Source organism: Flexivirga sp. YIM B11880 (assembly GCF_058148645.1).
The window spans coordinates 40,737-55,378 of record NZ_JBMAMH010000011.1 but is presented as its reverse complement, the minus strand read 5'-3'; the positions used below and the strand labels follow the sequence as shown (position 1 = coordinate 55,378).

Sequence of the window (14,642 nt, the reverse complement as noted above, 5' to 3'; positions counted from 1 at the left end):
TGCGGGAATATCGCTTCAGGTCGTGCTCGAGGTATTGTGCAGCCGCAATGAACCACACACCGCTGCCACGTGCTGTGATTGAACGAGCGCGGCCGGCGATTTGGCTGTCACCGAAATGTATTGCCCGGAGGCGGCCTCGCCCATCAGCACCAGCGTCTTTGCAGCAGGCGTGACGTTGTGGTCGGTGTAGGCGAACTGATAGGCGTCGTGCAGTCCGGGCCAGGACACGCGCACCATCCGCAGGTCGCCGACGTGCTCGACGTCCAGCAGCTGACCGCGGAACGCCTGTGCTTCCAGCTTCGCGGTCTTGGCGTCCTTGCCGTTGGACCATGACACCACGATCGCCACCCGCTTCCCCTGCGCCTGCTCGGTGGACACGAACGACACACTCGTGGACTTCGACTGCTGCGCCGGATCGCCCTCCTGCTCGAAGCCGGCGGACACGACGAACGACGCCGGCCCCTGTACGACCTTGTGCCCGTCGGACGGACCCGGGCCCGCCGGGAAGATCGGCGTCTGCGCCGTGCTCGCCGAGGACGGCAGCGAGATCGACGGCCCCTGCGAGCCACCGCCGGAGCCACTGCCGCACGCCGCGACAAGCGCCAGTACGCCGATGGCAGCCGGAACGCCCAGCAACCGGCTTCTCATGACGTCACCTTCACGCCGGTCACCGCAGCGAACCCGGGCAGCGTGAGGTTCACCGTGGTGGTGCCGGAGGGTAGCGGCGGCAGCACGGCATACAGGACGGTCCCGGTGGTGTCGACGGAGTTGGGCAGCTCACTGCACACGCACGAGGTGTCCGAGCCGTCGCCCTGCGCGGGCACGTAGGTGTAGGGGTGGTAGATCTTCTTGGTCGCGGGGTCCACGACCCCGAGCAGCCGGGTGTCGAACAACGGCGGCCGGGCGAACTGGAACGACCTGGTGTCGGTGGTCGCCCCCGAGGCGCTCTTCAGCCGCCAGGTGACCAGGGTCGCCTGCGCGGAGTTCTTCACCTGCAGGATCTCGGCGATCACGGACGATTTCCCGGACGAAGCCTCGAGCGTGCCGTGGCTGGTGCCGAGCACCGGCAAGTTGTCGCCCGAACCCATGACCTCCGCGATCGCCGCGTCCGCAGCAGACCGGCCGCTGGTGGACGTGCCGGAGCCGCGCACCGGGCCGTGCGAGCCGGAGGACGACTTCGCCGGGGCCGGGGAGTCGCTGCTGCAGCCGGCCAGCGACAGGGCGACCAAGCCGGCGGCGACGGTGGCGGTCGCCTTGACGGAACGGTTCATCGGGCACCTCCGGTGTGGAAGGTGATGGTCACGCGGCGGTTGAGCTGTCGCCCTTCGGCGGTGCTGTTGTCGGCGACCGGGTCCTGCTCGCCCTTGCCCGAGGCAGTGAACGACAGGCCCTTCTTGGTCACCAACTGCTGCAGCGCCTTCTGCACCGATCGGGCGCGCCGCTCGGACAGGTCCTGGTTGAACGAGTTGCTGCCCGTGTTGTCGGTGAAACCGACGATGGACACCTGGCCGTCGCCCTTGGCCGACAACTGGGCAGCTACCTTGCGGAGCGTGCCCTGCGCCTTGGCCGTGAGATCGGCCTTGCCGTAGTCGAAGAGGACGTCGGCGTCGACGGAGATGGCGGTGGAGTCGGAGGTCGTCTTGGTCGAGGTGGTGGGGTCGGCGACGTTGCTCGCCAGCGACCGGATCGACTTCGCCGGGTCGGCCTGCTGGAGGGTCGCTTGGTCCGGCAGTTTCGGCCAGCCCTTGCCGAGCTCGACCGGCGACGAGCCGGCGGTGGGCGTCGGCAGGGTGCCGGTCACCGGGACGTCGACCACCAGGTTGCCGTAGCCGAACTGCACAGTGACGCTCGTGAGGCCGGCAGGCAACTCGGGCAGCACGGCCCAGCCGACCCGCGGTGTCTTGGTGCCGCCGTAGTCGCTGATGTCGGACACCGTGCTGCACAGGCACTTCTGGTCCGACGACACGAGCGGCAGGTAGAGCTTGAGCCCCTTGGTGTCGACCACGGCGACCGACCAGGCGGCGCCGGCCTGGTATGGCGTGCTGAGCCCGACGGACGGCATGACCGCGCTCGGATTGGCGCCCGGGCCGCCGAGGGAGTAGAAGACCGCGGTGCCACCGGGCACACGGACCACGGCGTTGACGGCGCCGTGGATCACCGGGTTACCGGTGTCGTTGCTGCCGTTGTAGACGAAGGTGCCCGCGATCGGTATGTCGCCTTCGGACGCGGCCGAAGCCGGCGGTGCGCCCACCCCGGCGACCAGGACGGCAGCCGAGACGGCGAGGGCACCCCCTCGGATTCGCATACTGGAAAGCACGGTCGATCGTTCCTTTCTCGGGTCGGCAGGGGCGTCGATCAGTCCACCAGTCGCGCCTTCAAGATATTGCGCAGCGCCGGCAGATCGTGGAGTACGAGGTGGCCGTCTTGCAGGTCGTAGTCGATCGTGACGCCACCGCACACCAGGTGCACGGGCTGCGGCGGCGCACTGCTGGACGGTGACGGGGTGGACGACCCACTGGGTGAACTCGCACTGGGCCTGGGAGTCGGGGTCGGTGTGGGCAGGTTGGTGAAGTGGCAACTGCCCCATGGCACACCGGTCTGCGCGACGGCCTTCGCCTTCGAGTGCTGTCCGCCGGAGAGTGCCTTGTCGGCCGCCACCTCGACCGTGGCCCGGTCGGTGCGCCAGTCGTAGCAGTAACTGATCGTGTGGGCACCGTTGCGATGGGCCAGTTGCTGAGCGTCGGAGGCGCCGAGGGCGCAGAAGAAGGTGCTCGGCTCGAACGGCCCGACGGGCAGCGTCCGGATGTCGTCGAGGACGTGGTCGATGACGTCGTCGGCGCCGGCGAGCGACGCCGCGTCGGCGGCGTTCTGGGTGTCCGACTTCTGGTTGACCGCGGAGCCGATCGGCACCATCACCCAGAAGGCGATGGCGACCAGGCCGAGAGCCGCGCAGATGATCAGCCCCGTTGCGACCTGGCCGTGCTCGTCGCGTGCGATGCGACGACGGCATCCGTGGGTACGGCGCACGGGCATACCCCTCTCTCGTCGACGTGCAGGCGTTCGGTGGGTTGGACGCAGCGTGGCGCCGATCAGATCCCGGTGATCTTGCCGATCGCGCCGCTCACGATGTCCGCCAGGCTGGTGCCCCTGCCGAAGGCGGCGACGATGGCGATGACCAGCAGCGTGGCGAGGGCGATCATCCCGACGTATTCGAGCGTGCCCTGTCCCTGCTCGGCGCGCTCGATGCTGGAACGCAGTGTCATCTGCGCAACGCTACCCAGGGCCGGTGCATCACCCCAGGGCCCACGGGCCCAGGAAACGAAGCCGGCCGCCGGAGGAGATCCTCCGACGGCCGGGCTTCTACGAGCTCGATCAGGCGAGTTCCTTCAGGATCTCCCGCATCAGTTCGGCGGTCTCGGACGGCGTCTTGCCGACCTTCACCCCGGCTGCTTCGAGCGCTTCCTTCTTCGCTGCGGCGGTGCCGGACGAGCCGGACACGATCGCGCCGGCGTGACCCATGGTCTTGCCCTCCGGCGCGGTGAAGCCCGCGACATACCCGACGACGGGCTTGGTCACGTGCTCCTTGATGTATGCCGCGGCGCGCTCCTCGGCGTCGCCGCCGATCTCACCGATCATCACGATGGCCTTGGTGTCGGGGTCGGCCTCGAACGCCTCGAGCGCGTCGATGTGCGTGGTGCCGATAACGGGGTCACCGCCGATCCCGATCGCGGTGGTGAAGCCGAAGTCGCGCAGTTCGTACATCATCTGGTAGGTGAGCGTGCCCGACTTGGAGACCAGGCCGATCGGGCCCTTGCCCGCGATGGTGTGCGGGGTGATGCCGGCCAGCGACTCCTCCGGGGTAATGATGCCCGGGCAGTTCGGGCCGATGATCCGGGTTTTCTTGCCCACCGAATAGTTGTAGAACTCCGCGGAGTCCTTCACCGGGATGCCCTCGGTGATGACGACCAGCAGCGGGATCTCCGCGTCGATCGCCTCGATCGCCGCGTCCTTGGCGAACTTCGGCGGCACGAACGCGACCGACACGTTGGCGCCCGTGGCCTCCATCGCCTCCTTGACGGTGCCGAAGACCGGCAGTTCCTTGCCGCCGATCTCGGCCGTCGTGCCGGCCTTGCGGGCGTTGACACCACCGACGATGTTCGACCCGGCGTCGAGCATGAGGGCCGTGTGCTTGGAGCCCATGCCGCCCGTCATACCCTGCACGATGATCTTGCTGTCAGCATCCAAAAAGATTGCCATTGCTTGCTTTTCCTTAAGTTCGTATGCCGTCAGCTGATCACTTGGAGGCGAGTTCGGCCGCGCGAGCGGCTGCGCCGTCCATGGTGTCGACCTGGGTCACCAGCGGGTGGTTGAGCTCGTTGAGGATGGCCCGGCCCTTCTCGACGTTGTTGCCGTCGAGGCGGACGACCAGCGGCTTGGTCGCGTTGTCGCCGAGGATCTCCAGGGCGCCCTTGATGCCGTTGGCGACCTCGTCGCACGCGGTGATGCCACCGAAGACGTTCACGAAGACGGACTTGACCTGCTCGTCACCGAGAATGACGTCCAGGCCGTCGGCCATGACCTGCGCGTTGGCGCCGCCGCCGATGTCGAGGAAGTTGGCCGGCTTGACGTCATACTGCTCGCCGGCATACGCGACGACATCCAGCGTCGACATGACGAGCCCGGCGCCGTTGCCGATGATGCCCACCTGGCCGTCCAGCTTGACGTAGTTGAGGCCCTTCTCCTTGGCCTTGGCCTCCAGCGGGTCGGCGGCGGACTTGTCCTCCAGCGCCTCGTGGTCGGGGTGGCGGAAGTCGGCGTTGGCGTCCAGGGTGACCTTGCCGTCCAGCGCGACGATGTCGCCGGCCCCGGTCTGCACCAGGGGGTTGACCTCGACCAGCGTCGCGTCCTCGCCGGCGTAGACGTCCCACAACTTCTGCAGCACCGGGGCGATCTTGGCGCCCAGCTCGGCGTCGAAGCCGGCGGCGTCGACGATCTCCTGCGCCTTGGCCGCGTCGATGCCGACGTTGGGGTCGACCGCCACGCGGGCGAGGGCGTCGGGGCGCTCGACGGCCAGCTGCTCGATCTCCATGCCGCCCTCCTTGCTGCACATCGCAAGGTAGCTGCGGTTGGCCCGGTCCAGCAGCACGGAGAAGTAGTACTCCTCCTTGATGTCCGCGCCCTGCGCGATCATCACGGTGCCGACGGTGTGGCCCTTGATGTCCATGCCGAGGATCTGGTCCGCGAGCTCACGCGCTTCCTCCGGCGACTTGGCGACCTTCACGCCGCCCGCCTTGCCCCGGCCACCGGTCTTGACCTGCGCCTTGACGACGGTCACGCCGCCCGACTTGCCTCCGATCTCGGCAGCGGCCTGCTCTGCTTGCTCCGGAGTGGTCGCCGTCTTGCCGGCCAGCACCGGCACGCCGTGCGCTTCGAACATGTCGCGCGCCTGGTATTCGAAAAGATCCACGCGGAATCCGTCCTCGTCCCGGGAGTCGTCACCGCGGGCGGCCGGGCCGCACATGCTGCCGGCCGGTCACGCGGAGCAGGCCCCCTCATGTTGATTCGTGATGAACTTCTGAAGGGATCAGGCCGCCGGTCCGCCGCGGACGGCGTGTCCGGGACCTCGGTGTCCAGACCGGATGCTAGTGCTACGCGCACCACCGGCACAGGTGGGGTCCAGGTCTACCGGTCGGTACGTGACAGATCTCACGCGCGGTCGTTCCGACCGCCACCCTCCGATCGACCGGCACCGGAGGCATCTTCGGATGGCGGCTCAGAGCTTCTCGACCGGCGCGTAACGCAGCAGCAGCCGCTTGACGCCGACGTCGCCGCCGAAGTCGATGTGCGCCATCGCACGGTCGCCCTGCCCCTCAACACGTATGACGGAGCCGAGCCCGAACGTGTCGTGGGTGACGCGATCGCCGGAATCCAGTGAGATCACGGCGCGATTGCCCGGACTGCGCACGCCCGGCTTTGCTGCAAGCCGGGCGACCGCGGGCGTCGACGACGGACGCGTCGCCGTCGTCGTCACCCGCTGCCAGTCGATCAGTCCGGACGGAATCTCACTGAGGAAACGCGACGGCGGGTTGTACTGCGGCGCCCCCCATGCCGACCGCACCTCGGCACGCGAGATGTGCAACCGCTCGCGGGCGCGGGTGATGCCGACATACGCCAACCGTCGTTCTTCCTCGAGCTCCTTCGGGTCTCCCAGCGCCCGCAGGTGCGGGAAGGTGCCGTCCTCCATGCCGGTGAGGAACACGACGGGGAACTCGAGCCCCTTGGCGGTGTGCAAGGTCATCAGTGTGACGACGCCCGTGTCCTCGCCATCCTCGGTCGGGATCTCGTCGGTGTCCGCGACCAGCGACACCTGCTCAAGGAAGTCCTCCAAAGATCCGCCGGGGTAGTTCTCGTCGAATTCCTTTGCTACGGCCACGAGTTCGGCGAGGTTCTCGACGCGGGTCTCGTCCTGCGGGTCCGCGCTCCGGCGCAGCTCCGACAGGTAGCCGGACTGGTCGAGGATCGCTTCGAGCAGATCGCCGACCCCTTTGTCGTCGGCCTGGTGGACCTCGCTCAGCGACTCCAACAGTGCAGTGAATGCGTTGATGCAGGTCACCGATCGAGTGGCGATGCCGGGCGCGTCCGCCGCTCGGCCGAGTGCGGCGACAAACGGGATGCGTTGGCGTTCGGCGAGGGCGGCCACGCACGCCTCCGCCCGATCACCGATGCCGCGCTTGGGCACGTTGAGGATGCGGCGCAGGTTGACGGTGTCGAGCGGGTTGGAGACCACCCGCAGATAGGCGAGCGCGTCCTTGACCTCGCGCCGCTCGTAGAAGCGTGTGCCGCCGACCACCTTGTAAGGCAGCCCGACGCGCACGAAAACCTCTTCCAGCGCTCGCGATTGGGCGTTCGTGCGGTAGAAGACCGCGACGTCCTTGGGCTTCACCTCGTGTTCGTCGCCGAGCTGGTCGATGGTGCGTGCGACGAACGCGGCCTCGTCGTGCTCGGAGTCGCCGACATACCCGACGATCGGCTCGCCGTCGCCGGAGTCAGACCACAGCTTCTTGGGCCGCCGGCCTTCGTTCTTGGCGATGACGGCATTGGCGGCCTGCAGGATGTTCTGGGTTGAGCGGTAGTTCTGCTCCAGCAGGATCGTGTGCGCCTCGGGATAGTCCTGCTCGAACTCCACGATGTTGCGGATCGTTGCGCCACGGAAGGCGTAGATCGACTGGTCCGCGTCACCCACCACGCACAACTCGGCGGGCGGCACCTCACCGAGCGCCGGATCCGAAATGGGTGTCCCCACAAGCTCTTTGACCAACTGGTATTGCGCGTGGTTGGTGTCCTGGTATTCGTCGACGAGCACGTGCCGGAAGCGCCGGCGGTAGTGTTCGGCAACGTCGGGGAACGCCTGCAGGATGTTGACCGTGGTCATGATCAGGTCGTCGAAATCGAGCGCGTTGGCCTGTCGCAACCTGCGTTGGTATGCCGAATAGGCCTCCGCGAGCCGCTGCTCCTGATGGGTGCCGTCCACCACCCGAGAGGCGTAGGTCTCCTCGTCGATCAGCTCGTTCTTGAGATTGCTGACCTGATGACTGAACGAACGCGGCGGGAAGCGCTTCGGATCGAGGTCGAGGTCGCGCATGACCAGCGCCATCATCCGCTGGCTGTCCGCGGCGTCGTAGATCGAGAACGTCGACTTCAGCCCGATCTTGGCGGCTTCGCGGCGCAAGATCCGCACACACGCCGAGTGGAAGGTCGACACCCACATCGAGCGAGCCACCGGGCCGACCAGTGCCTCGACACGTTCACGCATCTCCGCGGCGGCCTTGTTGGTGAAGGTGATGGCCAGGATCTGCCCGGGCTGCACGTGACGCGCCGCCATCAGATAGGCGATCCGGTGCGTCAGCACGCGGGTCTTGCCGGAGCCGGCACCGGCGACGATCAGCAGCGGCGGACCTTGGTGCAGCACCGCTTCACGCTGCTGTGGGTTGAGTCCGCTGACCAGGCTCTCGGGGTCGGCGGCCGACGGCCGCACCGGCTTGTCCACCGCAGCCGGCACTTCCTTGCGCAGACTCGCCCAGGTCGGCACGCCGCGCTCGTCGACATCGGTGGGCACCGTCGCCGACGCAGCGTCAGGCGGGAATCCGGGCAACGGGAGGTCGTCGAAAAGGCTGCTCATCTCGCCCGTCAGCTTACGTGGCCGCACCGACCAGGACCGAAGGATGCGGTCCGAGCGCACGTCGCGGCCGCGGCCGCGGCCCGGCGAGCGGTCCGCACGGCGAGCAGCGCCGCCAGCAGTACCAGGGCGATGTCCAGCACGCCGTAGCCGAGCAGGGTGGGGCGCAGCCCCCAGTCCTGCGCGGCGAGCCCCGCCACGACTGCCGGCACGCTGAACGCGGTGTAGCCGAGGACGTAGATCGCGGCGAACGTCTGGGCACGGCCGGTTGCGGGGGTGACCGCTCCGATCGCGGCGACGGCAGCCTGGAACGTCACTCCGAACCCGACGCCGGCGATCACCGAGCCGAGCACGTAGACCGCGCCCGACGACAACACGACGCCGACGAGGGTGACGACGACGCCGCCACCCAACGAGGCGAAGCCGAGCGTGCGCCGGGCTGCTTGCGGTACGGCGCCGATGCCGAGCAGCACGAGACCCGCCGGCCCGAAGAAGCTGGCCAACACGAGGCCCACCTGGAAGTGATCGGTGACGCCGAGCAGCCGAGCGACGGCGGACGAGCCGAGCGACAGATAGAGCCCGCCGAGTGCCCAGGTGGCGACCAAGGCCGGCGCCCAGGTCCCGAAGGTCGGTCGCGCGGCCTCCGCTACTCCCACGCTCGGCCGCAGTGCGGTGCGTATGGCGCGCCCGCCAACTTCCTCCCGGCGAGCCTCCGGCGCGAATCCGATTGCAACGGCGAGAAGTACATAACACGCGAACAGCACCCAGAACACCAGTTGCCGCGGTGCGGGGGCGTGCTGCACCAATCCCCCGGCCAGCGCTGCGCCGAGAGCGAGCCCGATCCCCGGTGCACCGCCGGTCACGACCGAACCGATGTGCGGACTCGGTTGCAGATCGAGCACCAGCGCGCCCACGGCGCCGGTGATGGCACCGGTCGCGACGCCCTGCACGATGCGCGCGAGCAGGAGCTCGGTCACGCTGGACGCGTCCGCGAAGATCACCATCGCGATCGCCAGCAGGATCAGACCACCGATCAGCATCGGGCGGCGGCCGAGGTGATCGGCGAGCGAACCCACCGTCAGCAGGGTGGCGAGCAGCGCCACGACATACACCGCGAACACCACCGTGAGGGTGAAAGACGAGAAACCCCAGAGGTGTTGGTAGACCGGATAGAGCGGCGACGGTGCTGCCGCTCCGACCATCAGGACGGTCATGGCAAGACCCGCAACGGCGAAGCCGGCGGGACGGGACAAGCGATACGACATACCAGCCTCGCTAATTGCAACCAATATTGCGTTAGCTGTGCAGCGTACGCCGCGACTCGCTTAATGCCAAGCTCACTGCAATAATGGTGAGTATGCCGACGCAGTCCACCGCCGTGAAACGCCGCCCCGGCGGCCGCAGCGCTCGCGTGCAGGACGCGGTCCACGCGGCCGTCGGTGAGTTGATGGCGACCCGCCGGCCGGACGAGATCACCGTTCCGATGGTCGCCGAGCTCGCCGGCGTCAACCCGACCAGCGTCTACCGGCGGTGGGGCGACATCGATGCGCTCCTGGAGGAAGTCGCGGTCGCCGTCTTCACCCGGGAGGACGAGGAGTTGCCGAACACCGGGTCGCTCGCCGACGACCTGCGCGGCTGGGCCGGCGCCATCGCCGACGACATCGCCCGCCCGCACCGCACGCGCTACCTACGCGCGATGGTCAAGGCTCGCGATGGCGTGCTGCAGGAGGGCTGCCCGTGCTGGACCGCCCGCCGGGAGCAACTCGCGGAAATGATCAGCCGGGCGGCGACGCGGGGCGAACGAACGCCGTCGGTCGAGCAGGTGCTCGATCACGTCATCGCGCCGCTCTATCACCACGTGGTTTTCGCGATGCCGGTCGATCGGGTGTATGCCGAGCGGCTCGTCGCCGATGTGTTGTTGATGCGCCGCAGTGACGACGCCTGAACAATCCTGCACATGAAGCGGGTTCGGCTGGTTGCGCAATGGCGGTAGTCGACGATCTTCTTCCGCTCGGCGGCTTCGCCTTTCCCAAGGAGGAACGCGAGGCGCTGGTCGCGGGCGAGCCGGACAAGTTCCAGCTGCCGTCGCCGTCCGACCTGCGCTTCAACTGGGTGCACGCTCGGCTCGCCGCCTTGGAGCGCACCGAAGCCCGCGAGCTCGTCGTCGACGCGTGGCGAATGGTCGTGCCCCAAAAGCTGTCGCGCGCCTACGATCTCGCGCACCCCAGCGGCCCGGGCTGACCTCCGGCTGGCGCGGTAACTCTGGTGTCGTCGCTTCTCGTCGTCGCGGCGGCGGAGGCTGTGGGTGAAGACCAGGTCCATCAGGGTGCGTTCGGGATCTGAGGTTGTCGGTGGTGGGTGGCCTGGTGGGGCGGGTGGTCGGCTGATCAGGGTGAATCCGCCGGTGCGGGTGATGGTCTGCCCGGCGTGCCCGGTGAGGTGGTAGTCGGGGTGTTCCTTGTCGTAGTTGCAGCGTTCGCACAGGCCTTGCCCGTTGCGTTCGGTGGTTTCGCCGCCGGCCGCGTGTGGTTCGATGTGGTCGATGTGCCGGACCGGGGCGGAACACCACGGGGTCCGGCAGGTCTGATCCCGGAACAGGATCAACCTAGCGAGCAGCCCCGGGTAGCGGCGGGCGCGGGAGTCCATGCCGACGATGTCACCCGTGCCGGGATACGTGAACAGTCGCCGCAGTTGGGGGCCGGTCGGGCCGCCGGCGGTGACCCAGTCACGGACCAGGTCGGCCGGCACCGGCCCGTACCCGGGCACGTGCGCGGGAATGTCACCGAACAGAGTGTCGAAACCCATCAGCAGATTCACGCACGCCCCCAGCGGATCCTGGGCGCGGGACCGGCCGGTCACGCGTTCGACGAGAGTGTCGGCCATCACCCGGTCCCGGCAGACGTTGCCGTCGGCGTTCGTCGCCGCCTGGTCGGCGGCCGCACGCAACGCGGCCTGGCAGGCCAGGGCGTCCTTGATCGGCAACAGCGCCGACAGCCGGCCCATGTGGTCCGCCGCGGGGCGCACCCGCACCCGCCGGTCGGCTTCGGCCGCCCGGCGGCGGGCGGCGACCTCCTCGGGCGCCACCTGGCAGGCCCCGGTTTTCGCCGCCGCGGCGAGCCGGTCGGTGGACGTGGTCCCCAGCTCGCCGCGAATTCGATCGTCCACCTGCGCCCGCTGCACGCGGCTGAGCCCGGCGGTTTCTCGCACCACCCGGGTCGCCTCCCATTCACTGATCGCCCCGGCCGCCAGGGCGGCCAACGTGTGCGGCATGTCCTCGACCAGGGCGTGCGCCACACCCAGGAACTGCGTGCCGCGGTGCGGGGTGCACCGCCGGGCGAACCCCAGGTGCGCGCCAACGATCCGCCGGGTGGCGGTGCGGGCGATCCCGCGCGCCTGGTCGGCGGCCTGTTGCCGGGCGTGCACGGTCACCGCCAGCCGGGCTTGCCGGGCGCTGATCGCGTGACGCAACTCCTCCAGCGCGCGCAGCTCGGCCAGCAGCCCGTGGGTGCCGGCCGGGTCGTCCGGCCCCGGGTCGGAGTCGTCGGCGATCGGTGTGTCGAGCCGGTCGTGGAACGCGCGCACCACGGACACGTCGAGGACGCCAATGGCGCCCTGTTCGTCGTCACATGGTTTGCCGTTCATGTGTTCGAGTATTCCACGAATCACCCACATTGGCAATAGATTTCGCCGACCGATGCTGTCCACACCCCCTTCCGTCGAGGTGCTTCGTGCACAGGGGATGTGGTCAGGCGACGGACCGACCGGATCGTTGCGGCCAACCCAGGGCTCGACGTTTTGGAGGGGCATCGGCACCGGCATATCCGCCGGACTTTTCGTCGCAGCGGGGTGTCGGGTGCTCGGGATGGAGGTCGACCCGGGGATGGCCGATTACGCGCGGTCGACCACCAGCCGACCTGGCCCGAGGAGTTCGCGGAGTGGTTGGAGCCGGTACCCACGTTTGGCGGACACAATCCATTCCCGCTGGACATTCTCGAGCAGTTGCTCTCCGGGATCGGAACCGTCATCGATGCCGCAGGCGGTGCGTTCACGATGAACTACACCGCGGTGACCGTGATCGCTAGCCTCGCCCGGACCTAGCCCGAAGCCTGCGCCCGCCGGCTCAGCGGGCGAATGTCTCCCGCGCCCGCAGCGCGGCACGCGTGATGGTGCGCGCGTCGACGGGACGTGAGGTGTCGATGTCGATGCGCACGCCGAAGCGAAACGGCGCGCCGTTGTGAGCAACCCACTCCCAGTCCAGGTCCTGTTGCACCCGTGGATCACTGCCGTGCACGGGATGTCGCTGTCCGGCCGTCACTCGCCCTTCGTGCCGGCGTCGTGCGGTCTCGATCGGCACGTCGCACCACACGTGAGGGACAGTGGCCGGATCGAAGCCCGCGCGACGCAGCCCGTCGATCGCGAGCTGCTCGTCATCGCGCCACCAGATGTTCTCGACGACACCGCCGATCGGAGACGAGGCCAGCAACTGCCAGAGCAGCTCACTCGCCCCCGCGCCGAGCGGCGAACCATGCCCGCCGGTGCCTTGTAATACAGCCGCCGCAGCGGGCTCCAGATGATCGAAGATCGTCTCCTTGACCATGTCCTTGGCGAACAGCGGCACGCCGAGTTCGGCGGCGAGCCGGGGTGCCAGGGTGGACTTTCCGGAACCGGGAATGCCGTTGACGAGCAACGCGACTCGAAGCTCCCGATGTGGTGCGTATGCCGGGGCCGGCCACTCCTCCCGGGTGACTGCGTGCATGACGTGATCGCGCCAGGATGCCCCGTCTCCGCTCGGCAGCCACAGCATGTCGCGCACGAGACCCTCGCGCCGGAAACCGAGCGACCGCAAGAGTCCCGCGGAGTTCGAGTTGCCCGGGCGGACGTTGGCCTCCAGCCGGTGCAGACCCATGCCCTGCGGTGTCGGCGTGAACGCGAGGTTGATGATCTGACGCAGGCCTTCGGCGAAGAGCCCTTTCCCGACATACGGGTCGTAGGAGTCGTAGCCGAGCACGCCGCTCTGGAAGCGGCCACGAACGACGTTGGTGACGTTCACTTTTCCGACGATCCCGTGGCTGCCCTGCGGATCGGCCGCGTGGATGAGGAAGGTGCGGTGGTCCTCGCTCTGCCGGTCCAGGTGCCAGCTGATGTCGTCGGGGTTGACGGGGTTCCACACGCTGATGCGGGCCGCCGACTGCTGGACGGCCATCCGGTATGCCGGGACGTCGTCCGGCTGCACCGTGCGCACCCAGACCCGGCGACCGCTGGACCGTAGCGGATGGAGACGCGGATCCACGGTCAGGAGCGCACCTGACGACCGCGCAGCACGATGCGCCACGGATCGGCGAGTGCCCGCACGTCTTCACGCGGATCCGCATGGTAGACGACGAAGTCCGCGCTCTCCCCTTCCTCCAGTCCAGGACGGCCCAGCCACTCCCGGGCGCCCCACGTGGCGGCGCTGATCGCCTCGAGGTTGGTCATCCCGGCGCGGGTGAGCTCGGCGACCTCGGACGCGACGAGGCCGTGCGGCAGCTGTCCGCCGGCGTCGGTGCCGGCCCAGATCGGCACGCCGGCCTCGTGCGCGGCCGCGATCGTGTCGAACCGGCGGGCGTAGAGGTCGCGCATGTGGACGCCGTATGCCGGGAACTTCGCCTCACCGGCCTCCGCGAACTTGGGGAAGTTCTCGATGTTGACCAGGGTCGGAACGATCGAAATGCCTTGCCTGGCAAACAGATCGATGGAGTCCGGGAGCAGACCCGTCGCGTGCTCGATGCAGTCCGTGCCGGCGGCAGCGAAGTCGAGCAGCGACTCCTCGCCGAAGCAGTGCGCGGTGACGCGCGCGCCTTCCTCGTGCGCGACGTCGATCGCGGCTTTCAACGCTTCGCGGGGCCAGCACGGTGACAGGTCGCCGCGGTCACGGTCGATCCAGTCACCGACCAGCTTGACCCAGCCGTCGCCGCGCCGCGCCTCCTGACGCACGTAGGCGACCAGGTCCTCCGGCTCGATCTCGTGGGCGAAGTTGCGGATGTACCGCTTGGTGCGGGCGATGTGCCGGCCGGCCCGGATGATGCGCGGCAAGTCTGCACGGTCGTCGATCCAGTGGGTGTCGACCGGAGACCCGGCATCCCGCAACAGGAGCGCCCCGGCCTCGCGTTCGGCCAGCGCGTGCTGCTCGGTGGTTTCCTTGTCCACGCCACCGTGTGCTTCGAGGCCGACGTGGCAGTGCGCGTCGACCAGCCCGGGCAAGACGAATCCCTGCACCGTCTCGACGTTTTCGGTGTGCTCCGGCGCGGACCAGCTGATCCGGCCGTCGATCACCCACAGCTCGTCGCGGATGTCCTCGGGACCGACCAGGATGCGCCCGGTCACGTGCAGCACGGGTGAGTGGCTCGCCATACGCCCGACCCTACTCACTACGGGTGCCGGAACGTGGCACCCGGACAGCCGTTGCCACCACGCGGCGACATAGCCT

The 14,642-nt window shown here is 68.6% G+C and carries 13 protein-coding genes; 1 reads left to right on the top strand and 12 read right to left on the bottom strand.

The genetic code is table 11. The features are described 5' to 3' along the window. Positions 1-15: 15 nt before the first annotated feature. The 9 genes from ACN8HC_RS15230 to ACN8HC_RS15190 form a co-directional block, all read right to left on the bottom strand. Positions 16-648 (bottom strand): hypothetical protein, encoded by a 633-nt coding sequence (locus tag ACN8HC_RS15230; protein ID WP_490075686.1) that lies wholly within the window; start codon positions 646-648, stop codon positions 16-18. Further along, positions 645-1,271: a hypothetical protein gene (locus tag ACN8HC_RS15225; protein ID WP_490075685.1), complete on the bottom strand. Its 627-nt coding sequence runs from the start codon at positions 1,269-1,271 to the stop codon at positions 645-647. The genes ACN8HC_RS15230 and ACN8HC_RS15225 overlap by 4 nt, the downstream gene beginning before the upstream one ends. Next, a complete protein-coding gene (locus tag ACN8HC_RS15220; RefSeq protein ID WP_490075684.1) occupies positions 1,268-2,305 on the bottom strand; it encodes an OmpA family protein in 1,038 nt (345 codons plus the stop codon). The genes ACN8HC_RS15225 and ACN8HC_RS15220 overlap by 4 nt, the downstream gene beginning before the upstream one ends. A gap of 50 nt (positions 2,306-2,355) precedes the next feature. After that, positions 2,356-3,033 (bottom strand): pilus assembly protein TadG-related protein, encoded by a 678-nt coding sequence (locus ACN8HC_RS15215; protein ID WP_490075683.1) that lies wholly within the window; start codon positions 3,031-3,033, stop codon positions 2,356-2,358. Positions 3,034-3,089: 56 nt separating this feature from the next. Next, positions 3,090-3,263: a hypothetical protein gene (locus ACN8HC_RS15210; protein WP_490075682.1), complete on the bottom strand. Its 174-nt coding sequence runs from the start codon at positions 3,261-3,263 to the stop codon at positions 3,090-3,092. 109 nt (positions 3,264-3,372) lie between these two features. Then, positions 3,373-4,257, bottom strand: a complete 885-nt coding sequence (sucD, locus tag ACN8HC_RS15205) for a succinate--CoA ligase subunit alpha (RefSeq protein WP_490075681.1) — start codon at positions 4,255-4,257, stop codon at positions 3,373-3,375. Between the two features lie 37 nt (positions 4,258-4,294). Beyond that, the gene (gene sucC, locus ACN8HC_RS15200) at positions 4,295-5,467 is read right to left on the bottom strand and encodes an ADP-forming succinate--CoA ligase subunit beta (RefSeq protein ID WP_490075680.1); all 1,173 of its coding nucleotides are present in this window, start codon (positions 5,465-5,467) and stop codon (positions 4,295-4,297) included. A 306-nt stretch (positions 5,468-5,773) separates the two neighbouring features. After that, positions 5,774-8,179 (bottom strand): DNA helicase PcrA, encoded by a 2,406-nt coding sequence (gene pcrA, locus ACN8HC_RS15195; protein ID WP_490075679.1) that lies wholly within the window; start codon positions 8,177-8,179, stop codon positions 5,774-5,776. 8 nt (positions 8,180-8,187) lie between these two features. Next, a complete protein-coding gene (locus tag ACN8HC_RS15190) occupies positions 8,188-9,390 on the bottom strand; it encodes an MFS transporter (protein WP_490075678.1) in 1,203 nt (400 codons plus the stop codon). A gap of 143 nt (positions 9,391-9,533) precedes the next feature. On the opposite strand from ACN8HC_RS15190, the gene ACN8HC_RS15185 reads away from it, so the two are divergent. Next, positions 9,534-10,121, top strand: coding sequence for a TetR/AcrR family transcriptional regulator (locus ACN8HC_RS15185; protein WP_490075677.1), 588 nt, complete (start codon positions 9,534-9,536; stop codon positions 10,119-10,121). Here the strand turns inward: ACN8HC_RS15185 and ACN8HC_RS15180 are convergent. The 3 genes from ACN8HC_RS15180 to ACN8HC_RS15170 form a co-directional block, all read right to left on the bottom strand. After that, a complete protein-coding gene (locus tag ACN8HC_RS15180; protein WP_490075676.1) occupies positions 10,028-11,818 on the bottom strand; it encodes an HNH endonuclease in 1,791 nt (596 codons plus the stop codon). The genes ACN8HC_RS15185 and ACN8HC_RS15180 overlap by 94 nt on opposite strands. Positions 11,819-12,296: 478 nt before the next feature. Then, positions 12,297-13,466: a GNAT family N-acetyltransferase gene (locus tag ACN8HC_RS15175; protein WP_490075675.1), complete on the bottom strand. Its 1,170-nt coding sequence runs from the start codon at positions 13,464-13,466 to the stop codon at positions 12,297-12,299. A 2-nt stretch (positions 13,467-13,468) separates the two neighbouring features. Then, positions 13,469-14,566 carry an amidohydrolase family protein gene (locus ACN8HC_RS15170; RefSeq protein WP_490075674.1) on the bottom strand — a complete coding sequence of 366 codons (1,098 nt, stop codon included), beginning with the start codon at positions 14,564-14,566 and terminating at the stop codon, positions 13,469-13,471. Positions 14,567-14,642: the final 76 nt, after the last annotated feature.